23 protein-coding genes are annotated in these 25,670 nt (G+C 65.7%); 11 read left to right on the forward strand and 12 right to left on the reverse strand.

All coding sequences use genetic code 11. The features are described 5' to 3' along the window. Positions 1-125: 125 nt before the first annotated feature. The 4 genes from ACZ46K_RS05385 to ACZ46K_RS05400 form a co-directional block, all read right to left on the reverse strand. Positions 126-878 (reverse strand): AIM24 family protein, encoded by a 753-nt coding sequence (locus ACZ46K_RS05385; protein ID WP_464747077.1) that lies wholly within the window; start codon positions 876-878, stop codon positions 126-128. Next, positions 875-1,576, reverse strand: coding sequence for an AIM24 family protein (locus tag ACZ46K_RS05390; RefSeq protein ID WP_054807238.1), 702 nt, complete (start codon positions 1,574-1,576; stop codon positions 875-877). The genes ACZ46K_RS05385 and ACZ46K_RS05390 overlap by 4 nt, the downstream gene beginning before the upstream one ends. Positions 1,577-1,586: 10 nt before the next feature. Then, positions 1,587-2,207 carry an AIM24 family protein gene (locus ACZ46K_RS05395; protein ID WP_054807239.1) on the reverse strand — a complete coding sequence of 207 codons (621 nt, stop codon included), beginning with the start codon at positions 2,205-2,207 and terminating at the stop codon, positions 1,587-1,589. A gap of 82 nt (positions 2,208-2,289) precedes the next feature. Further along, positions 2,290-2,742 carry an Lrp/AsnC family transcriptional regulator gene (locus tag ACZ46K_RS05400; RefSeq protein WP_054807240.1) on the reverse strand — a complete coding sequence of 151 codons (453 nt, stop codon included), beginning with the start codon at positions 2,740-2,742 and terminating at the stop codon, positions 2,290-2,292. A gap of 130 nt (positions 2,743-2,872) precedes the next feature. On the opposite strand from ACZ46K_RS05400, the gene ACZ46K_RS05405 reads away from it, so the two are divergent. Then, the gene (locus ACZ46K_RS05405) at positions 2,873-3,490 is read left to right on the forward strand and encodes a LysE family translocator (RefSeq protein WP_054807243.1); all 618 of its coding nucleotides are present in this window, start codon (positions 2,873-2,875) and stop codon (positions 3,488-3,490) included. A 113-nt stretch (positions 3,491-3,603) separates the two neighbouring features. Here the strand turns inward: ACZ46K_RS05405 and ACZ46K_RS05410 are convergent, their stop codons facing one another. Further along, a complete protein-coding gene (locus tag ACZ46K_RS05410) occupies positions 3,604-4,473 on the reverse strand; it encodes a sigma-70 family RNA polymerase sigma factor (RefSeq protein WP_464747079.1) in 870 nt (289 codons plus the stop codon). 77 nt (positions 4,474-4,550) lie between these two features. Between ACZ46K_RS05410 and ACZ46K_RS05415 the strand changes: the two genes are divergently transcribed. Further along, entirely contained in the window at positions 4,551-5,330 is a 780-nt protein-coding gene (locus ACZ46K_RS05415) for an SDR family oxidoreductase (protein WP_464747081.1), read from the forward strand. Positions 5,331-5,462: 132 nt separating this feature from the next. Here ACZ46K_RS05415 and ACZ46K_RS05420 read toward each other — a convergent pair whose 3' ends face one another. Genes ACZ46K_RS05420 through ACZ46K_RS05430 form a run of 3 tightly spaced genes read right to left on the reverse strand, consistent with a single transcriptional unit; the run spans position 5,463 to position 9,095 of the window. Further along, a complete protein-coding gene (locus ACZ46K_RS05420; RefSeq protein ID WP_054810243.1) occupies positions 5,463-6,620 on the reverse strand; it encodes an acyl-CoA dehydrogenase family protein in 1,158 nt (385 codons plus the stop codon). Positions 6,621-6,660: 40 nt separating this feature from the next. Beyond that, positions 6,661-7,854: an acyl-CoA dehydrogenase family protein gene (locus tag ACZ46K_RS05425; RefSeq protein ID WP_464747083.1), complete on the reverse strand. Its 1,194-nt coding sequence runs from the start codon at positions 7,852-7,854 to the stop codon at positions 6,661-6,663. Then, on the reverse strand, positions 7,851-9,095 hold the full coding sequence (locus ACZ46K_RS05430; protein ID WP_054810245.1) for a CoA transferase: 1,245 nt from the start codon (positions 9,093-9,095) through the stop codon (positions 7,851-7,853). Before ACZ46K_RS05430 ends, ACZ46K_RS05425 begins: the two co-directional genes overlap by 4 nt. A gap of 314 nt (positions 9,096-9,409) precedes the next feature. Here ACZ46K_RS05430 and ACZ46K_RS05435 point away from each other — a divergent pair, with 314 nt between their 5' ends. From ACZ46K_RS05435 to ACZ46K_RS05450, 4 genes are all read left to right on the forward strand, one after another. Beyond that, a complete protein-coding gene (locus ACZ46K_RS05435; protein WP_054810244.1) occupies positions 9,410-10,771 on the forward strand; it encodes an MFS transporter in 1,362 nt (453 codons plus the stop codon). Between the two features lie 165 nt (positions 10,772-10,936). Continuing rightward, positions 10,937-12,070: a thiolase family protein gene (locus ACZ46K_RS05440; RefSeq protein WP_464747085.1), complete on the forward strand. Its 1,134-nt coding sequence runs from the start codon at positions 10,937-10,939 to the stop codon at positions 12,068-12,070. Positions 12,071-12,101: 31 nt separating this feature from the next. Then, positions 12,102-12,866, forward strand: a complete 765-nt coding sequence (locus ACZ46K_RS05445; RefSeq protein WP_464747087.1) for an SDR family NAD(P)-dependent oxidoreductase — start codon at positions 12,102-12,104, stop codon at positions 12,864-12,866. Positions 12,867-12,936: 70 nt separating this feature from the next. Then, positions 12,937-14,532 (forward strand): class I adenylate-forming enzyme family protein, encoded by a 1,596-nt coding sequence (locus ACZ46K_RS05450; RefSeq protein WP_464749240.1) that lies wholly within the window; start codon positions 12,937-12,939, stop codon positions 14,530-14,532. 145 nt (positions 14,533-14,677) lie between these two features. Here ACZ46K_RS05450 and ACZ46K_RS05455 read toward each other — a convergent pair whose 3' ends face one another. Further along, entirely contained in the window at positions 14,678-15,856 is a 1,179-nt protein-coding gene (locus ACZ46K_RS05455; protein WP_464747089.1) for an acyl-CoA dehydrogenase family protein, read from the reverse strand. 167 nt (positions 15,857-16,023) lie between these two features. Between ACZ46K_RS05455 and fabG the strand changes: the two genes are divergently transcribed. The 3 genes from fabG to ACZ46K_RS05470 all read left to right on the forward strand — a co-directional run bounded on the left by fabG (position 16,024) and on the right by ACZ46K_RS05470 (position 19,834). Then, the gene (gene fabG, locus ACZ46K_RS05460) at positions 16,024-16,764 is read left to right on the forward strand and encodes a 3-oxoacyl-ACP reductase FabG (RefSeq protein WP_464747091.1); all 741 of its coding nucleotides are present in this window, start codon (positions 16,024-16,026) and stop codon (positions 16,762-16,764) included. Between the two features lie 34 nt (positions 16,765-16,798). Next, positions 16,799-18,010: an acetyl-CoA C-acetyltransferase gene (locus ACZ46K_RS05465; RefSeq protein ID WP_464747093.1), complete on the forward strand. Its 1,212-nt coding sequence runs from the start codon at positions 16,799-16,801 to the stop codon at positions 18,008-18,010. A gap of 198 nt (positions 18,011-18,208) precedes the next feature. Further along, the gene (locus ACZ46K_RS05470) at positions 18,209-19,834 is read left to right on the forward strand and encodes an acyl-CoA synthetase (RefSeq protein WP_054805950.1); all 1,626 of its coding nucleotides are present in this window, start codon (positions 18,209-18,211) and stop codon (positions 19,832-19,834) included. On the opposite strand, the gene ACZ46K_RS05475 is transcribed toward ACZ46K_RS05470, so the two are convergent. Then, a complete protein-coding gene (locus ACZ46K_RS05475) occupies positions 19,835-21,607 on the reverse strand; it encodes a 2-isopropylmalate synthase (RefSeq protein ID WP_054805948.1) in 1,773 nt (590 codons plus the stop codon). It abuts the gene before it with no gap. Between the two features lie 195 nt (positions 21,608-21,802). Here ACZ46K_RS05475 and ACZ46K_RS05480 point away from each other — a divergent pair, with 195 nt between their 5' ends. After that, a complete protein-coding gene (locus ACZ46K_RS05480; RefSeq protein WP_054805951.1) occupies positions 21,803-22,471 on the forward strand; it encodes a FadR/GntR family transcriptional regulator in 669 nt (222 codons plus the stop codon). A 37-nt stretch (positions 22,472-22,508) separates the two neighbouring features. Here ACZ46K_RS05480 and ACZ46K_RS05485 read toward each other — a convergent pair whose 3' ends face one another. Beyond that, positions 22,509-23,144 carry a trimeric intracellular cation channel family protein gene (locus tag ACZ46K_RS05485; protein ID WP_464747095.1) on the reverse strand — a complete coding sequence of 212 codons (636 nt, stop codon included), beginning with the start codon at positions 23,142-23,144 and terminating at the stop codon, positions 22,509-22,511. Positions 23,145-23,174: 30 nt separating this feature from the next. After that, positions 23,175-24,281, reverse strand: a complete 1,107-nt coding sequence (locus tag ACZ46K_RS05490; protein ID WP_464747097.1) for a class I SAM-dependent methyltransferase — start codon at positions 24,279-24,281, stop codon at positions 23,175-23,177. Between the two features lie 117 nt (positions 24,282-24,398). Here ACZ46K_RS05490 and ACZ46K_RS05495 point away from each other — a divergent pair, with 117 nt between their 5' ends. Continuing rightward, positions 24,399-25,667, forward strand: coding sequence for an amidohydrolase (locus ACZ46K_RS05495; protein ID WP_464747099.1), 1,269 nt, complete (start codon positions 24,399-24,401; stop codon positions 25,665-25,667). Positions 25,668-25,670: the final 3 nt, after the last annotated feature.

Genomic DNA, 25,670 nt, shown 5'->3' on the forward strand with positions numbered 1-25,670 from the left:
CTGTAACCGGATGCTTACTTAGGTTGCCCAAACCTTACATCCAGTTAGGCTACCCTAGTGTGTGATCGTAGTCACAAATACGGAATGGCTGATCCGTGATAAGTCCAGGATCGACCCAGGGTGTGTTACTGCTGTTGCTGCTGCATCTGCTGAGACACCACCTGGTTGATTCGCTGCAACCCGCCGGACGACAAGCCCGGGATCTGTCCCTCGATGGTGCGCACGATCGACGAATCGTGGATGACCTTCTCACTCGACTGGATCAGCACCGTGCCCGCACCGGTGAAATCGAACTGGCGCTCTTCGCCGGACTGCACCCCGAACAAGCGTGCACCCGCAGACATGAACCCGGTGATCCACGCTTCGTCGAAGTGGTGGCTGGGCGACGGGCAGTCCGCCCATCCGACCAAGGCCTCCGGATCGACGCGCAATGGCGGCTCGGCGAACATCACCGGCCCATTCGACGACGCCAAGAACTTGCCCGTCCCGATCAAGGTGAGAAACCCGGGCACGATGGACTGCTTCAGTGCCAGGCCGGGTTCCCACGCAAGTAGGTTGGCCTGCCGAACGGTGAGGTTCCCGTCGTCGAGGTCGAACGAATTGATGTCGTATCCCCGATCCCCGAGAATCAGCTTTCCGAAACCTTCTGCCACGACGTAGTCGCCGATATACATCGGCGCCGAGAACGACCGAGCCACCATGTGCAGCATCTGGCCGTGCAACTGAGTGAGCGCATTGAACTGCAACTGACCGTAGTAGGCGATCATCGCGCCCTTCGACAGGAACCACGGCGACTGCAGATCGATGCTGAACGCATAGTTGTTACCGGGGACATTGTCGCTGCCCACCAGGTGCGACGGATTCAGGACGGCACTCACAGCTTCTCCTCCGATGCCTGCACGTAGACGATTCCCTGACCGGTGCATTCGAGTTGCATCGACTCGCCGCCGGTGCGGCCCGCATTCCGCCAGCTCATCGACGACTTCAGCTCGGTCTGCACCGGACCGTACGAGGCGACGAAGGCCTGCGGGTCGACGACCACCGGGGACGGCCCACCCACCTGCAGTTCGAGGACCCCACCGTGCGCGAGCAGTACGGCTGCGCCGTAGCCGGACAGCTGGGTGGTGAACAGACCCTGGCCTGTCACCATGCCGGTCGCGGCGCCACGCAGGGCGCCGAACAGTCCGCCGCCACCACCGCCGGACGGCGTCGCATTCGCCGACACCACCGAACTCTGCAGACCGACCGTGTGGGCGAGCAGCCGCGACGCTTCCACTCGGAGCTCACCGCCGGCCGACATGTCGACGACGTGTGTCTCGAGCCCCTTGAAGCCGTAGTGCACGCTGCCCTTGCCCTGGGCGAGCATCGTGGCCTCGTGCTCGCCCTGCAACATCCGGCCGGCCATTCCCGCCATCCCTCCTAGGCCGGGAGCGCCACCCGCCCCACCCGGGCCGCCGTGAGGAGCGAACTGCACCTCGCCCGTGTAGAAGAGCATTGCGCCGCGGCGCGCGACAATGGGCCCCGATTGGATGAGGTCGACCCGCACGACCTTGCTGTTGATCTTCGTGAACGCCATGTCCTGCCCCTTACCGTTCTGCCGGCTGAATGGACACGATGCCGGAGCCCTCCCAGCGGAGCGAGAACGCTTCGCCGCTGCCTTGGCCGATCGCCGACCGCCACGACACATCTGTCACGAACGATTGCGTCAGCATCCCTTTCGCGCAGACGAACGCATCAGGGTCGACGACGAGCGGATACTGCGGAGACACTTCGAGGTGGATCAGCGGGCCGCCGGCCGAGAGCAGGGCCACCTGGCCGGATCCCGATACCGTCGTCGTGAACAGACCCTGCCCGCTCATCCCGCCGCGTACACCGGCGAACGTGACATTGGTGCTGAGGTTTCCGTTGAGCGCGAGCAGCTGCTCGGACTCGACCTGCAGGGTCTCGTTGTTCAGCTCGAGCACCGTGGTGTCCTGTGCCTCGTGGGCGAGATACACCACGCCGGTGCCCGTGCATTCCATGAGGGACAGGCCTTCGCCGGTCGCGCGTTGGCGCAGGCCCGCGAGCACGCCGTCACCTCCGCCGAACCCCGCGGATTTGAACGTGATCTGCCCTTCGTACGCCACCATCGAACCCGACAATGCGCGGATGGTGGAGTTGTTCAGTTGGGCTTCGATCACGCGTTTCGATTTCTCGAGCAGTCGCATGGCGCGAAGAGTAGCGGGCCAGCGTGAACTTGTCGGCGCAGGTCCTCGCAAACGGCGGTGTCGTCTACAGGCGTGGTGTCGTCTACAGAGGCAGCGGCCGATTCTCCACGACACGTTTCATGACCAGCGTCGAACTGAGGCGCTGGACGCCGGGCAGAGCAGACAGACGCTCGTCGTAGAGCGACTGGAATGCGGACAGGTCGCGGGTGAGGACGCGCAAGAGATAGTCCGGATCACCGAACAACCGTTGCGCCTGAATCACATTCGGGATCGTGGCAACGGCAGTCTCGAATGCGTCGAGGGTGACGCGCTCCGCGGTGTGCATCGTGACGAAGACAAGGGCTTCGAAGGTGAGGCCGAGAACATTCGCATCCAGCTGTGCGTGGTATCCGCTGATCGCTCCGTCGCGTTCCAGCGTGCGTAAACGGCGGTGGCAGGGCGAGATGCTCAGACGCACGCGGTCGGCGAGCTCCGTGATGGTGAGACGACCGTCCTTCTGGAGCTCGGCAAGAATTTCCCTGTCAATTGCGTCCATGTGGAAAATCTTCCCTCAAGAGGGGCTGTCAGGGGAAGTACTTGCAAACAGATTCCAGGCCGAACTCCCTAATCTTTGCTGTGGGACTTCTCGTCCCCTTCGACCTTCCGACAATGTGTGAGGAGTGACCATGGCTGCCGGTGTCGTCGCTGCATTCTGGATGGTGTCCATTCTGTTCGTGTTGACGCCGGGAGCGGACTGGGCCTACGCGATCACCGCGGGACTGCGGTATCGGAGTGTCGTGCCGGCGATCAGCGGAATGCTGCTCGGGCACCTCGCGATGACCGCGGTCGTCGCGGCCGGCGTCGCAGCTGTGCTTGCGCAGTCGCCGGTGTTGCTCACGGTGCTGTCGACCGCCGGTGCCGCGTACCTGATGTGGCTCGGAGTCGGGATGCTCATGAGCCCGCCGGCCCCGCAGGAAGGCGAACTGGACGGCGCCGGCTCGTGGGCGCGGCAGACGGTCAAGGGCGTGGGGGTCTCCGGCCTCAACCCGAAGGTGTTCCTGCTGCTGCTGGCGCTACTACCCCAGTTCACCGACCCGTCCGGCCCGTGGCCGCTCGCCGCGCAGATCGCGATGCTCGGTGTGGTGCACGTGATCACGTGCGCTGTGGTGTATCTGGGTGTCGGCGCGGGCGCGAAGCGCGTGCTCCGCGCCCGACCGAAAGCAGCCGAGATCGTGAGCCGGGTGTCGGGTGCGGTGATGATCGCGCTCGGAGCGGTGCTGGTGATCGACCAGGTGCTCCTCTAGGACGCACGCGAAACCGCGGATCGCGTTGCTGTGTCCTCGGCCGTGCTGAGCGTCCTCGGCCGTGCTGAGCCACAGCCCCGCTCGACACGAACTCGAGGACGGGCCGCATTCGGTCAGCCAACGATCCGGTCGACCCCGCGCAGTTCAATCCGTCGCGGGTCGGCGAGCACATCCAATCCCACGATCCGGTCGTCCGAGATCTCGAACGCCATGATCGAAACGACCTTGCCGGCCAGCACGGCTGCAACACCGGGCCGACCATCGATCAGGATCAGGGTCGAGTGCGCCGCGAGTCGGCCCGCGAGCACGGCTTGCTCGGCGATCGTCTTCGCTCCTTCGACGCGTTGCATCGACGTGCCGTAGTCGGCACGCAGCACCGCACCGTCGTCGAGTAGCTCGATGAGCGCTCCGATGTCGCCGTCTTGCGCAGCCGCGAGCCACGCGTTCACGATGCGCCGCCCGCGTTCCCGATCCGGCCGTGCGGGTTCCTCGACGCCGCGCACGCGCCGGCGCGCCCGAGAGGCGAGCTGGCGTACCGCCTCGGGTGAACGATCGAGCACCACGGCTATCTCGCCGAACGCCTGGCCGAAGACGTCGTGCAGTACGAGCGCGATCCGTTCAGCCGGACTCAGTATCTCCAGCAGCACGAGAAGTGCGACGCTCACCCGCTCGCTCGCGGCGGCGAGCTCGGCAGGGTCCGCCTCCGTCGCCACGGGCGCGTCGCGCCACGGCTCGACCTGCCACCCGTGCTCGCGCTTGCGACGAGGCGCCCGCAGCATGTCGAGACTCACGCGCGAAACCACGGTCGTCAGCCATGCTTCGAAGTTGTCGATGCCCGCGGCATCCACTCGCTCGAGGCGAAGCCAGGTCTCCTGCACCGCGTCATCGGCATCTGCGGGCGAGCCGAGCAGCTGCGTGGCGATCGCCCGAAGCCGCGGCCGCTCGGTCTCGAAGCGTCTCGCAAGAATTCTTCGATCGGTCATGTCACATCTCCACGAGTTCGTTCGTCGGTATGTCGACGAGGGAACACCCTCGGATGTGACATGAGAGGAACCCCACCATGAACGCACCTCTGCTCGTAACGGGCGGCACCGGGAACATCGGCAGCCGCGTCGTACCGCTGCTGCGGGAGGCATGCCGCGACATCCGTGTCTTGTCGCGGCATGCCCGCGCCGATGCTCCCGGCATTCATCATGTCGTGGGTGACACTGTGTCCGGCGACGGACTCGCCGCGGCATTCGACGGCGTCGACGTCGTGCTGCATCTGGCTGGCGGCGGGAAAGGTGACGACGTCGCCGCGCGAAACCTCGCAGCCGCGGCTCAGGAGGCCGGCGTGCGTCACCTCGTGTTCATCTCGGTGATCGGCGCCGACCGCATGCCGATCGGCTATTTCCGCGCGAAGGCTGCGGCCGAGCGGGCCATCGCCGAGTCAGGCGTGCCGTGGACAGTGCTGCGCGCGGCCCAGCTGCACGACTTCGTGCTTCCGGTGGCGCGAGGCATGGCACGGATGCCGCTGCTCCCGGTTCCCGGGGGTCTCCGTTTCGAGCCGGTCGACGGCGACGAGGTCGCGGCACGTCTCGCCGAGCTCACGCTCGGCGCTCCGGCCGGACGGGTTGCCGACCTCGCGGGGCCCGAGGTGCTCGACGTTCCGCAACTCGTGGCCGCCCTTCGGGACGCGTCGGGTGCACGGCAGCGACACGGTCGCCTGCCGATCCGCCTGCCAGGCCGCGTCGGTCGTGCGTACCGTGCCGGCGACAACCTCGCCGCCCCGAACGCCCAGCGCGGCACCGGTACCTGGCAGCACTTTCTCAACCAGCAGACCGCACTCCTCGAGGCGTGACCGATATCGACCCCGACCGCTCCGGCGACGAAGGCATGCTCCTCGAGTGCGAACGAGAATACGCGGATCACATTGTCTGTGAGGCAAGGTGATCCGCGTATTTCATGTGTGGTCGCTCACGGCGCTCTCATGTCAGAGGCCGAGGTCCTTCGCGATGATCGTCTTCATGACCTCGCTCGTGCCACCGTAGATGCGGGTGACGCGGGTGTCGGCGTACAGGCGCGCGATCGGGTATTCGGTGATGTAGCCGTAGCCGCCGTGCAGCTGCAGGCACTTGTCGATGATGCGTCCGGCGGTCTCCGTCGCGAACAGCTTCGCACGTGCGGCATCCGGCACGGTCAGTTCGTCACGATCGTTGAGCTCGATCGCGTTGTCGACCATGATCTGCAGCGCCTGAAGCTCCGCAGAGCACTCCGCGAGCACGAACTTGGAGTTCTGGAACGAGGCAACGGGCTTGCCGAACACCTTGCGGTCCTTGGTGTATGCGATGGCGTGCGCAATTGCGGCCGATGCGGTGGCGGCTGCGCCGAACGCGATCGTCAGGCGCTCCTGGGCAAGGTTCTGCGTGAGGTACGAGAAGGCCTTGCCCTCTTCGCCGAGCAGATCCGCGACCGGAACCAACACATCGTCGAACGACAGCTCTGCCGTGTCGGATGTCTTGAGTCCGATCTTCTTCAGCTTGCGGCCGACGGAGTAGCCCTCGCTCGATGCGTCCACCACGAGAATCGAGAGGCCACCGCGACGGTTGTCCGGGTCGTACGGGGTCGTGCGGGCGACGACGAGCACACGGTCGGCGAGTGCGCCACCGGTGATGAACGTCTTCGATCCGTTGAGTACGTAGTGGCTGCCGTCGTCCGACAGCTTTGCGCTGGTTGCGATGTTCGCGAGGTCGGAACCGGTACCGGGCTCGGTCATCGCGATTGCGAACATCAGGTCGCCCGAGGCGAATCCGGGGAGCCACCGCTGTTTCTGCTCGTCGGTTGCGTTCTGCATGATGTACGGCAGGATCAGGTTCGAGTGCACCGACGACGAACCGAACGACACACCCGCGGCCGATGCCTCTTCCGCGAGGATCACGTTGAACTTCAGCGACGACTCGCCGCCTCCGCTGTACTCTTCGGGAACCTGGATGCCGAGGAATCCGAGTTCGCCCATGCGGCGGTAGAAGTCACGAGGGGGGTGTCCTTCTTCTTCCCACTGCTCGTAGACCGGGGTGACCTCCTTCGCAATGAAGGTGCGAACCGTATCGCGGAATGCTTCATGATCCTCGTTGAACACCGTACGCTGCACAGATTTTCCTTCCGGGTGAATGTATGACAGGGCAGCTGAACTACAGCGCGTATTCGCGGAGGATGCCCTTGCTGATGATCGTCTTCTGGATCTCGCTGGTGCCCTCACCGATGAGCAGGAACGGTGCCTCACGCATGAGCCGCTCGATCTCGTACTCCTTCGAGTAACCGTAACCACCGTGAATACGGAAACTCGCCTGAGTCACCTCGGAGCAGTACTCGCTGGTGAGGTACTTGGCCATGCCGGCCGCGACGTCGTTGCGCTCACCCGAATCCTTCAGGCGGGCAGCATTGACCATCATCAGGTGCGCGGCCTCGACCTTGGTGGCCATCTCGGCGAGGGAAAACCCGATCGCCTGATGCTGCGCGATGGGCTTGCCGAACGTGGTGCGCTGCTGCGCATATCGCGCCGCCAACTCGAATGCCCGGATCGCGACACCGCACGCGCGAGCGGAGACGTTCACGCGACCGACCTCCACACCGTCCATCATCTGGAAGAAGCCGCGACCCGGCTCGCCACCGAGGATGCTGTCGGCCGACGCCGCGTAGTTGTCGAAGACGAGCTCGGTGGTGTCGATGCCCTTGTAGCCCATCTTGTCGATCTTGCCGGGAATCGTCAGACCCGGAGCGACCTCACCGAATCCGGCGGGCTTCTCGACGAGGAACGCCGTGAGGTTCTTGTGGGCCTTGTCGGAGCCCTCCTCGGTCTTGACGAGGGCGGCGACGAGGGTGGAGCTACCGCCGTTGGTGAGCCACATCTTCTGGCCGTTGATGACGTAGTTGCCGTCGGCGTCGCGCTTGGCCTTGGTGCGGATCGCGGCGACGTCGGAGCCGAGTTCGGGCTCGGACATCGAGAACGCGCCGCGCACCTCACCGGTGGCCATGCGCGGCAGGAAATGCTGCTTCTGCGCTTCGGTGCCGTGCTGGCGGATCATGTACGCGACGATGAAGTGTGTGTTGATGACACCGGAGACGCTCATCCAACCGCGGGCGAGTTCTTCGACGCACAGTGCATAGGTCAGCAGTGATTCGCCGAGCCCGCCGTATTCTTCGGGGATCATCAGGCCGAACAGACCCATCTCGCGCATCTGGTCGACGATCGCCTGCGGGTAGGTGTCGGAGTGCTCGAGTTCCTGCGCGTTCGGGATGATCTCGCGGTCGACGAATGCCCGGACGGTGTCGAGGATGTCGGACTGGAATTCGGACAGACCGAGGGTCTGGGCAAGGCGGGTCATGCGTTGTCCTTCTGCTTGGTGGCGATGGCGCCGTCTGCGGCGAGGGCATCGATTTCGTCGTCGGTCAGCCCGAGGTGTTCGACGAGGACGGCGGCGGTGTCGTCACCGTTGGCGGGGGCGGGGCGGACGGCCGGGTGCACACCGTCGAACGACATGGGGGTGCTGGCCGCGGAGTAGGTGCCGATGCGCGGCTGATCGAGCGTCTGGAACATCGGGTTGCCGGTGATCAGCGGGTCTGCGGCGAGTTCGGCGAATGTGCGGTAGCGCTCGTGCAGGATCGAGGTTGCGTCGAGTGCGGCTTCGACCTGGTGGGCGGTGCGGGCAGCGAACCACGGTGCGAACAGGCCGTTCAGTACCGCGCGGTGCTTGTAGCGTTCGCCCTCGTCGCGGAAGTCGGTGCCGAGGGCGGCTTCGACCGCGGTGACGGCCGCGGTGGTGCCGGTGAGTTCGGTGAGGTCGCGGAAGTGTCGGGGGGTCAGTGCGACGGTCATGAATCGTGCGCCGTCGGAGGTGGCGAAGTCGGCGCCGTAGGTGCCGTAGACGGCGTTGCCGATGCGGCCGCGTCCGGTGAGGCCGAGTTGGGCCTCGGCGATGTAGCCGAGGTTGCCGACGGTCGCGAACGCGACGTCTTCGAGCGGAAGAACGATCTTGGTTCCGGCGCCGGTGATCTCGCGACGGTAGACGGCCGAGGCGACGGACAGTGCGGCGTAGAGACCGCACGAGACGTCCCATGCGGGGAGTACGTGGTTGACGGGGCCGTCGAGGTTGTCGGGGCCGGTGACCTGGGGGAAGCCGGCGGCGGCGTTGACGGTGTAGTCGACAGCTGCGGTGCCGTCGGCGCGTCCGAGGACCTGGACGTGGATCAGGTCGGGTCGGATCGCGGCGAGTTCGTCGTAGTCGAGCCAGTCGCGTCCGGCCGCATTGGTGACGAGTACGCCTGCGTCGATGATGAGGTCGCGAATGATTTTGTGGGCCTTGGGGTCACGAAAGTTTGCTGCGAACGAGCGCTTTCCCTTGTTCAGGTTCGCCCAGTAGATGGATTCTCCGTTTTCGGTCAGGGGCCAGCGCTTGTAGTCGGCGGCTCCACCGATCGGGTCGATGCGGATCACGTCGGCGCCGAGGGCGGCGAGGGTCATTCCGCACAGGGGTGCGGCCACGAAGCTCGATACTTCGACTACACGGACCCCGGCCAGCGGTGCGGTGGACGAGGGTAACTCGTCTGTGGAAGCGGTGGAGTTCATGGCGTTCCTGTCCTCGTCCGTCAGGTGCGTCCGGGCGTGCGTCACCCGAATCGGTTCCCAGTCAGCATGCAACAGCTTTGGGGGGTGGACCAGCACCGATCGGCTATAGATCGGTTAGCGCAGACCAATGTCGCCCTCGGCTTGTGACGGGTCATAGGTTCGAGTGATCGATCGGATCACCGAAGGCACTTTGCATTCGGTGACACCGGTCACGTTCAATTGGTCCAGACGCCAGGTGTGCCGTATTTCCACGCCGACAGCGAGCCGGAATCCGGCCCGCGGCGATCCTCCTCCGAGTCGTGAAGGGACTCCCCGTGACCACAGGTGAAATCGTGAACGGTACTTCAGGTACCCACGACGGCCCGGACACAGCCGCGTCCGCCTCGCCGTTCAGGGTGACGCCCCGGCGAGCCTGGGGAATGACCAGTCTGGTCATTTTCCTCTACGTCGTGAACTACGCGGACAAGGCCGTGCTCGGCATCATCGCTCAGCCGCTCGCCCGCGAATTCGGGTTGACCTCGTCGCAGATCGGCCTGGTCGGTTCGCTGTTCTTCGTGACCTTCACGGTCGGCGGCTTCCTCGCCGGGCCGCTCGAGAAGAAGTTGACCCTGAAGTGGGCACTGCTCGCGCTCGGACTGGTCTGGTCCGTCGTGATGCTGCCGCTCGTCGTCACCGGCGGCTTCGTGGTCCTCGTCGTGTGCCGCATGCTGCTCGGCCTGGGTGAAGGCCCGAGTTCGGCCCTCATGCACACCGCCGCGTACTCGTGGCACCCGCCGGCCAAACGCGGCCTGCCCGGCGCATTCCTCGCCGGCTCTGCCTCGGTCGCCAAGATCGCGCTCGCTCCGGTCCTGACCTTCATCACCGTTCAATACGGGTGGCGTATGGCCATCGTTGCGCTGTCGGTCCTCGGCCTGGTGTGGATGGTGTGCTGGATCCCCGGCTTCAAGGAAGGCCCGTTCACGTCCAAAGCAGTCAAGGGTGCCGATACCGCGGTGGGGTCTGCGCCGACGGAGCCGTCCGTGTCGTGGCGCAAGATCTTCTTCACACGCACCTTCGCGAGCTGCGCCTTCATGATCATCGTCGTGTATGCGCTCACCACCGTGGTCCTCACCTGGCTGCCGTCGTACTTCGAACTGGGACTCGGCTACAGCGCCCTGCAGGCAGGCTCGATGTTCGCGCTTCCCTCGATCGTCGGACTCGTGCTGATGATCTCGTCGGGCACCGTCACCGACCGCCTGCGCGGTCGCGGCTACACCTCCCGCGTGGTCCGCATCATCGTTCCCGCCATCGGCGTCCTCATCTGCGGTGCGGTCCTGGTCTTCCTCCCGTCGATCGGTACCCCCATCCTCGCAGTGGCGGTCGTTTCGATCGGCTACGGCTTCGGCGCCATCGCCTTCCCGCTGATCAACGCCGCGATCTCCGAGCTGTGCCCGCCGCAGCAGACCGCAGGCACGATGGGCGTGTTCCTCGCGCTCATGGCAGTCGGTGGCCTCGTCGCCCCCTACGGCACCGGCCTCATCGTCGACAGCGCTGCCACCGCGGCCGAGGGTTACGCAACCTCGTTCCAGATCATCGGTGTCCTCGGCGCGATCGCTGCGGTGCTCGTGCTGGTGTTCGCCAACCCCGAACGCGACCGCAAGATCATCCGCGGCGAGGCACTCGCGAAGTCGGCATAGCTTCCGCCTAACGGAAGCTTCCGCCGAAAGACTTTCCCTCACCGGCCGGGTGCGTGGTCTCCTCGACGTGAGGACCACGACCCGGCCGGTCGCACTTCGCCGGTGTGGCTCGACCGGGTTACAGACCAGACCGATTTGTTCGCTACCACAAAAGGACCGATCCACATGCGCGATGCCGTGATCGTCGATGCCGTCCGTACTCCCATCGGACGCCGGGGCGGTGCCCTGTCCGAAGTTCACCCCGTCGACCTCTCGGCTCATGTGCTCCGCGCACTCGCCGAACGAACCGGCCTCGACCCGGCGTCGGTCGACGACGTCCAGTGGGGCTGCGTGAGCCAGGTCGGCGCGCAGGCCGGAATCGTGTCGCGCAGCGCAGTGTTCGCAGCGGGCTGGCCGGTGTCGGTGCCCGCCACCACCATCAACCGCGCCTGCGGGTCGAGCCAGCAGGCCGTGTCGTTCGCCGCCGGATCCGTGATCGCCGACCAGGCAGACGTCGTGATCGCCGGCGGTGTCGAGTCGATGTCGCTCGTTCCGATGGGGAGTGCCGTGAAGAACCCCGGCGAGAACTACCCGCCCGAGGTGCTCGAACGGTTCGGTGTCGACGGATTCAGCCAGGGCATCGGCGCCGAGATGATCGCCGAGAAGTGGAGCTTCTCCCGCACCCGACTCGACGAATTCTCGCTCCGCTCCCACGAACTCTCCGCGGCCGCGACCGATGCCGGTGCGTTCGAGAAGCAGATCGCTCCGATCGCGGGTCTGAGCACCGACGAAGGCATCCGCCGCGGCGGCAGCCTCGAGTCGCTCGGCAAGCTCAAGACCGTGTTCAAGGAGGACGGCGTCATCCACGCCGGTAACTCCTCGCAGATCTCCGACGGTGCCGGTGCTCTCCTGATCACCACCAGCGAGTACGCCGCGCAGCAGGGATGGACCCCGCTCGCGCGCATCCACACCGCGGTCGTGGCTGCCGATGACCCGGTCGTGATGCTCACGGGCCCGATTGCCGCTACCGAGAAAGCCCTGGCGAAGTCAGGTCTGTCCATCGACGACATCGGGGCGTTCGAGATCAACGAAGCGTTCGCACCCGTGCCGCTCGCATGGCTCGCCGAGACCGGCGCGAAGCTCGATCGTCTCAACCCGCTCGGCGGTGCGATCGGTGTCGGTCACCCTCTCGGTGGCTCCGGCGCGATCCTCATGACCCGACTCGTGCATCACATGCGCGACAACGGCATCCGCTACGGCCTGCAGTCGATGTGCGAGGCCGGCGGCATGGCGAATGCCACCATCCTCGAACTGCTCTGATACCGGTCTTCTCACATCAAGGATTGAAATTATGGAACTCAAGGGTCTTTCCGTCGCCGTCACCGGTGGTGCCTCCGGTCTCGGACTCTCCACCGCCCAGCGTGTGCTTGCCGCGGGTGGCAACGTCACCCTCATCGACCTGCCGTCGTCCAATGGTGCGGACGTCGCCAAGGATCTCGGTGACGGCGCGACGTTTGCCGGTGCGGACGTCACCGACGCCGAGCAGTTCGCTGCTGCCCTCGACGTCGCACACGAGCGCGGCGGTCTGCGCGGAGTCGTGCACTGCGCCGGCGCCGGCCGCAAGATGCGCATCCTCGACAAGGAAGGCAAGGCAGGCTCGCTCGAAGATTTCGAGTTCGTGATCCGCCTCAACCTGATCGGTTCGTTCAACGCGCTGCGTCTCGGTGCCGAGCGCATGGCGCAGCTCGAGCCGATCGACGGTGAGCGCGGCGTGGTCGTGATGACCGCGTCCGCCGCGGCGTACGAAGGTCAGATCGGCCAGATCAACTACTCGGCGTCCAAGGCGGGCATCGTCGGCATGACGATCGTCGCCGCCCGCGATCTTGCGAGCAAGAACATCCGCGTCAACACGATCGCCCCCGGCATCATGGACACGCCGCTGCTCGCGCGCCTGCGCGATGACGTGCGTGCGTCGCTCGAGGCCACCGTGCCGAACCCGTCGCGGATGGGTCGTCCCGACGAGTTCGGGCGTCTGGCCACGAACATCCTCGAGAACGGTTACCTCAACGGCGAGACCATCCGACTCGACGGTGCCATCCGCATGGCACCGCGGTAACCGGGGTCCGACGATGACTACTGCTCAACTCGAGTGGGCCGACACCTCTCTGTCGTACCCACAGACGTCGATGGCGGTGTGGGCGCCGAGCCTGGCCGCCATGTACGGCGACCGCGCTGCTGTCGTCGACGGTGACCGTGTGCTGTCGTACCGCGAGCTCGACGAGCGTTCGGCGCAGTTCGCGGGTGCGTTGAGCGCAGCCGGTGTCGCTGCACGCGACGTCGTGCTCATGCACGTGGGCAACTGCGCAGAATTCCACATCGCCTATTACGGTGCGTTGCGCGTCGGTGCCGCGGTGACCCTCGTGAATCCGCTTCAGCCGGGGCCGGGTCTGCGGCGCCAGATCGAGGAGACCGGAGCAGTCGCGGCCGTCACACAGCCGCAGCAGCTCGACACGCTGCTGGGCGCTGCGGCCGGCACGTCCATCTCGTTGATCGCGGTCGTATCCACCGACACCGTCGAAGCCACGTCGGCCGGCACGGTGCGATTCGACGAGCTGCTGGCTAGTCATTCCACCGAGTTCGAACCGGCGCACATGAGCGGCGAGGATGTCGCGCACATCGCGTACACCGGTGGTACCACCGGTATTTCGAAGGGCGTGCGGGTTCTTCACCGCAACGTAGTCGGCAACGTGACGCAGATGTGCGGGTGGCGTGCCGGGTACCAGACCGTGGCGAAGGGCGGTCTGGTCTCGCTCGAGAAGATCGACGGCCTCGATATCGCGGGCGTCGTTCCGGGCGAGGGGTCGACGATCGTCGTGTCGCCGCTGTTCCATGCACATGCGCTGATCAATACGTCGTTCCTGCTGGCGTGCGGTCTCACTCAGGTGCTTGCGGGTCGCTTCGACCCGGCCCGCATGCTCGAGCTGATCGAGATCCATCGCGCCAGCTACATCACCGGAAGTCCGGCGATGTGGCACTCATTGGCCACGCACCCGGACGTCGCGACGCGCGACCTGTCGACGGTGCGGGTGGTGTCGTCGGGTGCCGCCCCGATCGATCACGTCACGCTCGAGGCGCTCGGACGCGCGTTCCCCAACGCGACTGTCGCCGAGGGTTACGGTCTGACCGAGGGCACGTGCGTCGTCACCGCGATGCCGCTGGTCCGAGGCCTCGACTACCGGATCGGTAGCGTCGGCCTTCCCGTGTTCGACACCGAAGTCGAGATCCGGCCGCAAGGTGATGCGACGGGAACGGTCGGGACGAACGAGCGCGGCGAACTGTGGGTTCGTGGCCCCCAGGTCACCGACGGCTATCTCGGTCATCCCGAGATCACCGCGGAGCAGTACGTGGACGGCTGGCTCGCGACCGGCGACATCGCCTACCGCGACGACGACGGCTACCTGTTCATCGCAGACCGCGCGAAGGACATGCTGATCTACAAGGGCTACAACGTGTATCCGCGTGAGCTCGAGGAGATCCTCGTGACGCATCCGTCCGTGTCGACCGCCGCGGTGGTCGGGCGCGAGGTGGGTGCGACGGGTCAGGAACCCGTGGCGTTCGTCGTGCCGGTGGCGGGTGCCGACCTGGACGAGGACGAACTCATGGCCTACGTCGCCGAACGCGTGTTGCCGTACAAGAAGATCCGGGACGTCGTGGTTCTCGATGCGCTGCCGACCTCGGCGGCGGGCAAGATCCTCAAGACCGATCTGCGCTCCCAACTGTAAGTGCAGCTCCGCCCGTGTGCGGTTCCGGTAGCCCCTACTACCGGAATCGCGCATGGGCGGTTCGTGTTTCAGGTACGATGCATCCGCGCACGAAAAAGGCAGACACAGCCCGTCGACGTGCTGTGTCTGCCTTTTCGCGAAGCGTTTACGAGCGCTGTGCCTGCTTGACCAGTCCACCACCGATGATCAGACGCTGGATCTCGCTGGTGCCCTCGTACAGACGCAGCAGACGCACGTCGCGGTAGATACGCTCGACGGGTACCTCGCGCATGTAGCCGGTGCCGCCGTGGATCTGCACGGCGAGATCGGCGACCTTGCCGACCATTTCGGTGCAGTACAGCTTCGCGACCGACGGGGCGATGCGACGGTCGGTCTCCTCGACCCATGCCCGTGCTGCGTCGCGTACCAGCGCGCGTCCGGCCATGACACCGGTCTGCTGGTCGGCGATCATGGCCTGTACGAGCTGGAAGTTCCCGATCGGGTTCCCACCCTGGGTGGCAGTCGCGGCATAAGTGACCGACTCGTCGAGGGCGCGCTGTGCCTGTCCGACCGAGAGCGCGGCGATGTGCACGCGACCGCGGGCGAGGGAGATCATCGCGGCCTTGTATCCGACGTCTTCGCTGCCGCCGACGAGCGCGGAGTTCGGTACGCGTACTTCGTTGAAGTGCACGTCTGCGGTCCAGGCGCCTTCCTGGCCCATCTTGGCGTCCTTGTTCGCGACCTGCACGCCTGCGGTGTCGGCGGGGACGAGGAACACCGCGATGCCGGTGCCGTTCTCGTCGGCTGGGCGGGTGCGGGCGAACACGACGAACAGGTTCGCGAGGGGTGCGTTGGTGATGAAGCGTTTCTCGCCGGTGATGATCCAGTCGTCGCCGTCGCGGACGGCTTTGGTGCGCAGCCCTGACGGGTTGGAGCCGGCGCCGGGTTCGGTGAGTGCGAACGATGCGACGACGTCACCGGAGGCGATTCCCTCGAGCCACTGTGCCTTCTGTTCGTCGGTGCCGAAATTGACGAGTACTTGGCCGGCGATGCCGTTGTTGGTGCCGAACATCGACCGCAGTGACAGAGTCGTGTAGCCGAGCTCCATCGCGAGTTCGGCGTCCTGCTGCAGGTTCAGGCCGAGCCCGCCCCATGCCTGCGGGATGGCGTAGCCGAACAGGCCCATGTCCTTGGCAGCTTGACGGATGTCGTCGGGAATCGCGTTGGTGTCGGCGATCTCCTGTTCGCGGGGAACCACGACGTTGCGCACAAACGCGCGGGTCTGGGCGAGGATTTCGCGGAAATCGTCTTCGTCGACCTCAGGGGTCGGAGTCGCAAGTGTCATGGCTACCACTTTCGAGTCGGAGTCGTGGCCTGTCCAATACGAATGGCGCCATCACCGTATAGGCAGTCCCGATGGATTCGGAAGGGTATTCTGCGCGGTCGCGCGGATATATTCGAAGGCATCGACCCGCGTCGGGGACAACTCAGGTCCCCTCGAAAGGATTCCAGATGTCGCTGTTGGAGAACCGTACTGCCGTGATCACGGGAGGCGCCCAGGGTATCGGCTTCGCGATCGCCCAGAACTTCGTCGACGCGGGCGCCCGCGTCGTCATCGGCGACCTCGATCTCGACGCCGCGAACGCGGCAGCGGAGAAGCTCGGCGGACGCGACGTCGCTCGTGCGGTCAAGGCGAATGTGGTCGAAGCCGGCGACTGGGACACTCTCCTCGCTGAGGCGGTCGACGGCTTCGGTTCCCTCGATGTCGTGGTCAACAACGCAGGCATCACCCGCGACGCGACGATGCGCACCATGACCGAAGAGGACTTCGACCTCGTCATCTCCGTGCACCTCAAGGGCACGTGGCACGGCACCCGCAAGGCTTCCGCGATCATGCGTGAGGCCAAGCGCGGCGCGATCGTCAACATCTCCTCGTTGTCGGGGAAGGTCGGCATGGTCGGCCAGACCAACTACTCGGCTGCGAAGGCCGGCATCGTGGGCCTGACGAAGGCCGCCGCTAAGGAGATGGCGCACCACGGCGTGCGTGTCAACGCCATCCAGCCCGGCCTGATCCGCTCGGCGATGACCGAGGCCATGCCGCAGAAGGCGTGGGATCAGAAGATGGCGGAGATCCCGATGGGCCGTCCGGGCGAGGTCGACGAAATTGCTTCCGTGGCACTGTTCCTCGCCTCCGATATGTCGTCCTACATGACCGGCACCGTCCTCGAGGTCACCGGCGGCCGCTTCATGTGACGGTCCCCCGTCAGCCACACCTCGAAAGGTCATCATGCGCGAAGTCGTCATCTGCGAGCCCGTCCGTACACCGATCGGCCGCTACGGCGGAATGTTCAAGGCCCTCACCGCAGTCGATCTCGGTGTCACGGCACTGAAGGGACTGCTCGAGCGCACCGGCGTGGCTCCCGACGAGGTCGGCGACGTCATCCTCGGCCACTGCAACGGCAACAGTGAGGCACCGGCCATCGGTCGTGTCGTCGCTCTCGACGCCGGTCTCCCGGTCACCGTGCCCGGCATGCACATCGACCGTCGCTGCGGCTCCGGTCTGCAGGCCGTCATCCAGGCTGCGTTGCAGGTCGGCAACGGCGACAACGAACTCGTCGTGGCCGGTGGTGCCGAGTCGATGAGCAACGCAGCGTTCTACTCGACGGACATCCGCTGGGGCGGCGCGCGCACCGGTGTGCAGATGCACGACGGTCTGGCCCGGGCGCGCTCGACCGCGGGCGGCAAGCACTACCCGGTCCCCGGCGGCATGATCGAGACCGCCGAGAACCTGCGCGCCGAGTACGGCATCAGCCGTCAGGAGCAGGATGAGCTCGCCGCCGAGTCGCACCGCCGCGCGGTGGCCGCGCAGCAGGCCGGCATCCTCGCCGAGGAAATCATCCCGGTCACCGTGCCCTCGCGTAAGGGCGATCAGGTCATCGACACCGACGAGCATCCGCGTGCCGACACCACAGTCGAGTCGCTCTCGGCGCTGCGGCCGATCATGGGCAAGCAGGATCCCGGCGCCACCGTCACTGCCGGCAACGCCAGTGGGCAGAACGACGCCGCATCGATGGCGATCGTCACGACTCCGGAGAAGGCCGCGGAACTGGGGCTTACCCCGCTGGTGCGGATCGTGTCGTGGGGTGTGGCCGGTGTTGCACCGAAGATCATGGGTATCGGCCCCGTGCCCGCCACCGAGATCGCTCTCGCCAAAGCAGGCATCGGCCTCGCCGACGTCGATGTCATCGAGCTCAACGAGGCGTTCGCGGCGCAGGCTCTGGCCGTGACCCGCGAGTGGAAGTTCGGTGCCGCAGACTTCGAGCGCGCCAACATCCACGGCTCCGGCATCTCGCTCGGCCACCCGGTCGGTGCGACCGGTGGTCGCATGCTCGCGTCGCTCGCCCGCGAATTGCACCGTCGTGAGGGCCGCTACGCCCTCGAGACCATGTGTATCGGCGGCGGCCAGGGCCTCGCGGCGATCTTCGAACGCGTGTCCTGATTCGGCGTCACCTCCGAATTCCACCGACAACGGTCGGCCGGGCATCTGCCGGCCGACCGTTGCTTGTTTCCGCTGGTCGGGAGCATCCGTTGATGCCAGAACTGATATGTGTTCTACTTTGCCCGGAGTGGCGTACGGCACATTTCGGGCAGGGGTGTGAGCGGCGTCGTCGCAGGACCGATCGGAAGGAACAGCATCATGTCTCTGAATCTGGCCGACCTCACCGAAGCGGTGGTCGACGCGATTCCCGATCGCACGGCCCTCGTCTGCGGCGATCGATCGCACACGTACGCGCAATACGACGCCGCCGCCAACCGGATCGGGCATCACCTCGCCGCGGCGGGTGTCGAACCCGGCGACCACGTCGGACTGCACCTGCGCAACAGCCTCGAATATCTCGACACGATGCTCGGCGCCATGAAGATCCGGGCCGTCCCGATCAACATCAACTTCCGATACGTGGGTGCTGAACTCGAGTACCTCTACAACAACGCCGAACTCGTCGCGCTCATCGTGGACGCAGACCTGACCGACGTCGTCGCCGAAGTCCTGCCCGACTGTCCACACCTGCGGCACATCGTGGTCGTCGGTGATGCTCCCACACCGGCGCTCGATGACGCAGCCGCGCTCGCGGAGGTCACCGTCGTTCGGTACGACGACGCGGTGGCAGACGCCTCCGACGAGCGGGACTTCGCTCCGCGCAGCGACGACGACCTCTACATCCTCTACACGGGCGGCACCACCGGCATGCCCAAGGGCGTGATGTGGCGGCACGAGGACTTCTACTTCGCCGCGCTCGGCGGAGGCAACGCGTACGGCGATCCGCACGACAGCCCCGAATCGCTCGCCGCCGCGGCCGCCGCCAACGAACATCCGTTGACGTATGTCGTCACCGCGCCGCTCATGCACGGTGCCGCCATGTACGCCGTGTACATGGGGTTGTTCATGGGCTTCCCCCAGGTGATCATGCGGAACTTCGAACCCGCGGAGGCGCTGCGTCAGATCGACGAGCACAAAGCCGCCGTGCTCATGGTCGTCGGAGATGCGATCAGTCGGCCCATCGCCGACGTCCTCGCCGAGCGTCGCGACGAGTTCGACCTCAGCTCGCTGATCGTCATCGGTTCGGGAGGTGCGCTGTGGTCGGTCAGCGTGCGCGACCGTCTGAAGGAACTGCTCCCCAACGTCATGCTGCTCAACTCCTTCGGCTCGTCCGAATCGGGCGCCAACGGCGCCCTCACACCCGGCGAGGACGGCAAGCAGCGACTACCCGCATCCCCGAAGGTGCGCGTCGTCGACACCGACTATTCGACGATCGAACCCGGCTCCGACGCCATCGGCTATCTCGCGCGGGTCGGTCACGTGCCGGTGGGTTACTACAACGACCCCGAGAAGACCGCCGCCACCTTCCCCGTCGTGGACGGCACACGAATGTCGCTGCTCGGCGACCTCGCCACGGTCGAGACGGATGGCTCGATCATCGTGCTCGGCCGCGGCTCGGCCTGCATCAACAGTGGTGGCGAGAAGATCTACGCCGAAGAGGTCGAGGAGGCCGTCAAAGGTCATCCCGCGGTGGAGGACGCACTCGTCACCGGCGTACCTGATCCCCGTCTGGGCGAGACGGTCTCGGTGGTCGTGCAGCTACGCGAGGGTGCGCACGAGCCGACGCAGGAGGAACTCGCCGAACATTGCCGGACCGTCATCGCCGGATACAAGGTCCCTCGGCATGTCGTCGTGATGCCGGAGATCGTCCGCTCCCCCGCAGGAAAGGCCGATTACCGGTGGGCCAAATCGGTAGTGACACAGTCGATCACCGCCGAAGCCTGATCACCGTGTGAGAGCTGTTTTCGGGTCGGTGTTCGCGGCGCCGATGAGGGACTCGAGGGTGGCGGTCAGCACGGATCGGTTCTTGCCGGCAGCCCACCGCGTGACTGTGCCCCTGCGGTACTCGATCAGGGTGAGCGCGTCGCTGTCATTCCCGGAGCCGATGCTGGTCTGATGCAGGGCGAGGACGTCCAGCGAGATCCCGATACGAGCGAGTGCTTCGGTGACGGCCTCCACCGGGCCGACGCCGTGATGCGAGCTGGTGTGCTCGGAGTTGTCCACGCGCAGTGAGAGAGTCGTGGCCACCTCAGTGGTGTCGAAGCCCGTCAGTTCGATGGCGGGCTCGTCGCCCGGTGTGAAGATGTACTCGGTCTCGAAGATGTCCCACAGTTGTGATGCGGTGACCTCGCTGCCGGTGGCGTCGGTGTGCTTCTGTATGTGGCGGGCGAAGTCGATCTGCAGACGCCGGGGCAGTTCGATGCCGTACTCGGCCTCCAGCAGGTAGGCGATGCCGCCCTTGCCGGACTGCGAGTTCACCCGGATGACGGCATCGTAGCTGCGGCCGAGGTCGGCGGGGTCGATGGGCAAGTAGGGCACGCGCCACTCGGTCTCGCTGGTTCGACGGCCCTCGGCGGCCGCGCGGGCATGGTGCTCGGCAAAACCCTTCTTGATCGCGTCTTGGTGGGTGCCGCTGAAGGCGGTGTGCACGAGGTCGCCGACGTAGGGATGCCTGGGATGGATCTCGATGCGGTTGGCGTGCTCGACGGTGCGGCGGATCTCGTCGATGTCGGAGAAGTCGATCATCGGATCGATGCCCTGCGCATGCAGGTTCAGAGCGAGGGTGGCGATATCCACATTGCCGGTGCGCTCCCCGTTGCCGAAAATGCAGCCTTCGACGCGCTGCGCTCCGGCCAGGACGGCGAGTTCGGCACACGCGACACCGGTACCGCGGTCGTTGTGCGGGTGCACGGACAGGATCACCGCGTCGCGACGATCGAGGTTCTTGTGCATGTATTCGATCTGATCGGCATACACGTTCGGCGTTGCGATCTCGACGGTCGCGGGCAGATTGAGGATGACCGGACGCTGCGGCGAGGCATCCCACAGCTTCGTCATCGCACCGGAGACCTCGAGGGCGAAGTCGGGCTCGGTGAGGTTGAAAACCTCGGGTGAGAACTCGAAACGCACATTCCCGAGGTCGCCGGCGAATTCGAGCACATCCCGGCCTCCGGACATGATCAACTCGGTGAGCGCTGTACGGTCGTGCCCGAGTACGACATCGCGCCACGTCGGTGCGGTCGCGGTGTACATGTGGAGGACAACGTTATTGCGGACGCCTCGGACCGACTCGACAGTGCGCTCGATGAGGTCGCGGCGGGCCGGCGTGAACACGACGATCGTGACGTCGTCGGGTGCGATGTCGGTCTCGGCGATGAGGCGGACGAAGTCGTAGTCGGTCTGCGAGGCCGACGGATAGCCGACCTCGATCTCCTTGTAACCCATCGCGACCATCAGCTCGAACAAACGGCGCTTGCGGGCGGGATCCATCGGCTCGGCCAGCGCCTGATTGCCGTCGCGCAGATCGACCGGAACCCACAGCGGGGCTGTGGTCAAGCGCTTGGACGGCCAGTCACGCTCTGTGAGTGGAACTTCCACACGTGAGTACACATCACGGTACCGGTGTGAGGGCATCTGTGAGTGCGTCTGCCGATTCCAGGACGGAGCATCGGCAGGTACCCGTCCGGCGGGAGTGTTGATGCTGGGGAAGGCGGTCATGTTCGTGGTTCCTTCTGCGGGTCGCGAAGTGTCGACCGGCGCGTTCGGGCTCCACGACGGGAGCCGGTCGGGCTACACCCCGCCGTGGCGGCGAAGAAGAAGGAATCCGAGGATGAGCATGCGGCGACACTACCACAACTCCTCAGACAAGCTGAGGGGCTGAAGGCGTCGAGCCCGGCATGGGAGAATGGCGACATGTCACTCGTCCGTCGTGAGTCACTCGCCGAACAGGCTGCTGAGCTGCTGTTGTCGCGAATCGGAGACGGCGAGTGGAACGTCGGAGACAAGTTGCCCGGGGAGACCACGCTCGCCCCTCAACTCGGAGTCGGCCGCTCGACCGTGCGTGAGGCGATCCGGCAACTCGCCGGTCAGGGGGTGCTCGCTTCGCGTCAAGGGGCAGGGGTGTTCGTCACCGCCGTCGATATTCCGGAGAACTGGGATGCAGTCCTGCATCGCGCCGACATCGTCGCCGTCATCGAAGCTCGCATCGCGATCGAGGTCGAGGCTTCCGCTCTGGCAGCCGAACGCCGCACGCCCCCGGAACTCGAGAACCTGCGCCGGGCATTGGTCGACCGCGCGAAGCATCGAGTGGACATAGCAGAGCACGTCGACACCGACTTTGCTTTTCATCGCGGCATCCTGCTGGCAGCGCACAGCGCGATCCTGCTCGAACTGTTCACTCACTTCGCGCCGCGCAGCCGTCAGGCGATGGTCGACATGCTCCGTCTCCGAGGCACTCATGGAGATGATGCCGACCACGCCACGCACGAACGCATCTACAACGCGATCGACTCGCGTGATGCCCTGACGGCAGCCTCTCTCACCCGCACCCACCTGAATTCACTCAAGGAACTACTTCTCTGAGGACGCGGAGGGAACAAGGTCTCGGTCGGTCACTTCCCTAGGAATCGAGTTGTTGCCCGGGCGGCTTCGGTGCATTCAGGGCGAAGCCGACACCGATCATCCGGATCACGAAACACACTGCGGCCGCGCTGAGAAGGGCGGCCGTCCCGGCAAAGCCCCATGAGTAGGCGGCAGCGAATCCTGCGGCGCCGATCAAAGCGGGAATGGCATAGAGCTCGCTGGTCAACACCGTGGGAATTCGCCGCACCATGACATCACGGATGGTGCCGCCGCCCACCGCGGTGATCGTGCCGACGAGGATTGCCTGCAGAATGCCGAAATCCAGAGCCAGGGCCTTGGAGGCGCCGAGCACTGCGAAGACACTCAGGCCGATGGCATCGAGGACCGTGATGGGGAATGCGAGGCGGTCCAGTACCCGGCTCAGGGCGAACGCTATCAACCCACCTGCTGCCGCCACCGCGAGATATCGCCAGTCCAGGAAGGTGGCCGGTGGTAGGGCGTCGAGGAGGACGTCGCGGATCACGCCGCCCCCGAGCGCGGTGAACATGCCGAGTGTCACCACGCCGACGATGTCGAGCCGTGCCGCACGGACGGCGGTCAACGCGCCATTGAGCGCGAAGACGAAGGTGCCGGTCAGATCGAGAACGAGCAGCAGCGTCGAGTCGGTGGGCATAGTGGACTGTCTACCGGACGCCGAAGTGGATCACCCATCCGACAGCCGGTAGAACCGGAAGAAGCTGAAATCCTCGATCGGGAGGATCTCCATCTGGGCGAAGCCGGCCTCCTGCGCGTACTTCCGAAGAGTGGCGGGGCGCATGACGGTGCCCGTACCCACGCTCGGCTGATGACTCATCCCGTCGGGGAGACAGACCGTCAGACTGTATCCGTACATGAGCCGCTCGATGTCGTCGCCGGGCGCGGTGAATTCCTCCCCGACGGCCTCGTCCATCACGATCACCGCACCGCCCGGCACGAGCGCGCGGCGTGCTGCCGCAAGCACCTGCACCGGTTGCGGCATGTCGTGGATGCATTCGAACGCGAACACCGCTCGGAAAGCCGACTCGGGCAGTCCGGAGACATCCGCTTCGGTGATCGTGATCCGCTGTGCCACTTCCTGTTCCGACGACACATTCGAGCGAGCGAGTTCGACGCTGGCGGTGTCGATGTCGAATCCGTGCAGTGTGGCGTTCGGATAGGCTCGGGCCAAGGCGATGGTGGACCATCCACCACCGCAACCGATATCGGCGATCGCAGCTCCCGGGGCGCGGAGCAGCTCGTCGACCGCGGGAACCGACTGCAATGCTCCGGCCAGCGCCTGCTCGAACCACGGCCGGTTGACGTCGGACTGAGACTCGCGCGCATCGCTGCCGTAGTGCGCCCAGCCGACACCGCCGCCTGTGTGATAGGCCTCGAGCAGGGCCGGCATCTGCATGGCGCCGCTGGTGAGCATGCGCGGCAGCGGAGCCATGTACGCCAGGCTGCGCTCGTCGGTGAGTACTTCCGCTCCGGCGGGCGACAGTGTGAAGTGCGGGGGTTCGTCGTCGTCGACGGAGAGCAACCCGGTGACCGCCTGCTGCTCGAGCCACTCGCGGGCATACCGCGGGTGGGTTCCGGTGCGGGCGGCGAGTTCGTCGGCGGTGGCCGGGCCGTCGGCAGCCAGGCTGCGGTACCAGCCGAGCCGGTCGCCGAGGTAGATGGAGAACACGTCGATCGCACCGAGTGTGGCATCGAGAATGCGTTGTGCGTAGACGTCGACCGAATCGGTTCCGGCGACGGAAACAGAAGGGTGTTCGGGTGTGGATGTGGACATAGCGGTCATCTCCGTGCAGGAGGACGAATGGTCCTCACAATCGTCGTACTCGAACGGGCCGATGTCACTGTTCGTTCGCCGTTCGAAGCATGTTGGGGAGGGCTAGCGTGGTCAGACATGAACTCCCCGTCGAATGCTGTCGCCGCGGTACTCGAGGCATTGCCGAGTGTGCGCAGTGGGCTCGAGGACTTCTACCGCGACTTACACGCGCACCCGGAACTGTCGCATCAGGAACACCGGACCGCCAGGAAAGTCACCGACCGCCTTCGTGATAGCGGATACGAGGTGCACAAAGGCATCGGTGGCACCGGTGTGGTCGGGATATTGCGCAACGGGCAGGGCCCGACCGTCCTGCTCCGCGCAGACATGGACGCGTTGCCCGTGGCCGAGGCGACCGGTCTTCCTTACGCCAGTACAGTTCGCGCTGTCGACAGTGACGGCAACGATGTCCCCGTGATGCACGCGTGCGGACACGACGTGCATGTCACGGCGCTGCTCGGGGCAGCGGACCTGTTCCGGCAGGGACCCCAGCACTGGCAGGGGACCCTGGTGGCGCTCTTCCAGCAGGCCGAGGAAACCGGCGACGGTGCCCGCGCGATGGTCGACGGCGGCCTCGCCGAACTGCTGACCGGCGTCGACGTCGCACTCGCTCAGCACGTCCTTCCGGCACCGGCCGGGCGCGTCGGCACCCGGTCCGGGGCGGTCCTGTCCGCCGCCGACAGCATGCGGGTCACCATGTACGGGCGCGGAGCGCACGGTTCGATGCCGCAGGCCGCGGTCGATCCCGTGGTGCTCGCGGCGATGATCGTCGTGCGCCTCCAGACCATCGTGTCGCGTGAGACCGCACCCGGTGAATCCGCAGTGCTCACCGTGGGCAGTATCAACGCAGGCAGCAAGGCCAACGTGATCCCGGACAGCGCGGTGCTGCAACTCAACATGCGCACCTACGACGAGGGCACCCGCGAGGCGATGCTGCGCGCGATCCGCAGGATCGTCATTGCTGAATGCCAGGCGTCGGATTCGCCGAGAGAGCCCGAATTCGAACTTTACGAACGCTTTCCGCTGACAGACAACGACGGTGAGGTCACCGACAGGGTGGCTCTCGCGTTCCAGGAGCACTTCGGCGACCGGTACCGCGAAATGCCCCAGCAGACGGCCAGCGAGGACTTCAGCGACATCCCGAACGCGCTCGGTGTGCCCTACACCTACTGGGGCATCGGTGGCATCGACCCGTCGATCTACGGAACCGCAGTCGAACAGGGCCGGGTCGCGCAGGACATCCCGGTCAATCACTCACCGACGTTCGCGCCGGTCGTGCAACCCACGCTCGACACCGGGGTGGAAGCGCTCGTCGTCGCCGCGCTCGCGTGGCTCGCGAAAGCGTGACCG

It is taken from the genome of Rhodococcus sp. JCM 9793, assembly GCF_055380405.1.

Coding starts and splice junctions, on each gene's coding strand:
- ACZ46K_RS05445 (WP_464747087.1), top strand. CDS start 12,102: ATGGAACTCAAGGGTCTTTCCGTCGCCGTCACCGGTGGTGCCTCCGGT.
- ACZ46K_RS05455 (WP_464747089.1), bottom strand. CDS start 15,856: ATGACACTTGCGACTCCGACCCCTGAGGTCGACGAAGACGATTTCCGC.
- ACZ46K_RS05475 (WP_054805948.1), bottom strand. CDS start 21,607: ATGACCGCCTTCCCCAGCATCAACACTCCCGCCGGACGGGTACCTGCC.
- ACZ46K_RS05465 (WP_464747093.1), top strand. CDS start 16,799: ATGCGCGAAGTCGTCATCTGCGAGCCCGTCCGTACACCGATCGGCCGC.
- ACZ46K_RS05490 (WP_464747097.1), bottom strand. CDS start 24,281: ATGTCCACATCCACACCCGAACACCCTTCTGTTTCCGTCGCCGGAACC.
- ACZ46K_RS05425 (WP_464747083.1), bottom strand. CDS start 7,854: ATGACCCGCCTTGCCCAGACCCTCGGTCTGTCCGAATTCCAGTCCGAC.
- ACZ46K_RS05405 (WP_054807243.1), top strand. CDS start 2,873: ATGGCTGCCGGTGTCGTCGCTGCATTCTGGATGGTGTCCATTCTGTTC.
- ACZ46K_RS05430 (WP_054810245.1), bottom strand. CDS start 9,095: ATGAACTCCACCGCTTCCACAGACGAGTTACCCTCGTCCACCGCACCG.
- ACZ46K_RS05415 (WP_464747081.1), top strand. CDS start 4,551: ATGAACGCACCTCTGCTCGTAACGGGCGGCACCGGGAACATCGGCAGC.
- ACZ46K_RS05400 (WP_054807240.1), bottom strand. CDS start 2,742: ATGGACGCAATTGACAGGGAAATTCTTGCCGAGCTCCAGAAGGACGGT.
- ACZ46K_RS05450 (WP_464749240.1), top strand. CDS start 12,937: ATGGCGGTGTGGGCGCCGAGCCTGGCCGCCATGTACGGCGACCGCGCT.
- ACZ46K_RS05495 (WP_464747099.1), top strand. CDS start 24,399: ATGAACTCCCCGTCGAATGCTGTCGCCGCGGTACTCGAGGCATTGCCG.
- ACZ46K_RS05480 (WP_054805951.1), top strand. CDS start 21,803: ATGTCACTCGTCCGTCGTGAGTCACTCGCCGAACAGGCTGCTGAGCTG.
- ACZ46K_RS05395 (WP_054807239.1), bottom strand. CDS start 2,207: ATGCGACTGCTCGAGAAATCGAAACGCGTGATCGAAGCCCAACTGAAC.
- ACZ46K_RS05440 (WP_464747085.1), top strand. CDS start 10,937: ATGCGCGATGCCGTGATCGTCGATGCCGTCCGTACTCCCATCGGACGC.
- ACZ46K_RS05485 (WP_464747095.1), bottom strand. CDS start 23,144: ATGCCCACCGACTCGACGCTGCTGCTCGTTCTCGATCTGACCGGCACC.
- ACZ46K_RS05410 (WP_464747079.1), bottom strand. CDS start 4,473: ATGACCGATCGAAGAATTCTTGCGAGACGCTTCGAGACCGAGCGGCCG.
- ACZ46K_RS05470 (WP_054805950.1), top strand. CDS start 18,209: ATGTCTCTGAATCTGGCCGACCTCACCGAAGCGGTGGTCGACGCGATT.
- ACZ46K_RS05390 (WP_054807238.1), bottom strand. CDS start 1,576: ATGGCGTTCACGAAGATCAACAGCAAGGTCGTGCGGGTCGACCTCATC.
- fabG (WP_464747091.1), top strand. CDS start 16,024: ATGTCGCTGTTGGAGAACCGTACTGCCGTGATCACGGGAGGCGCCCAG.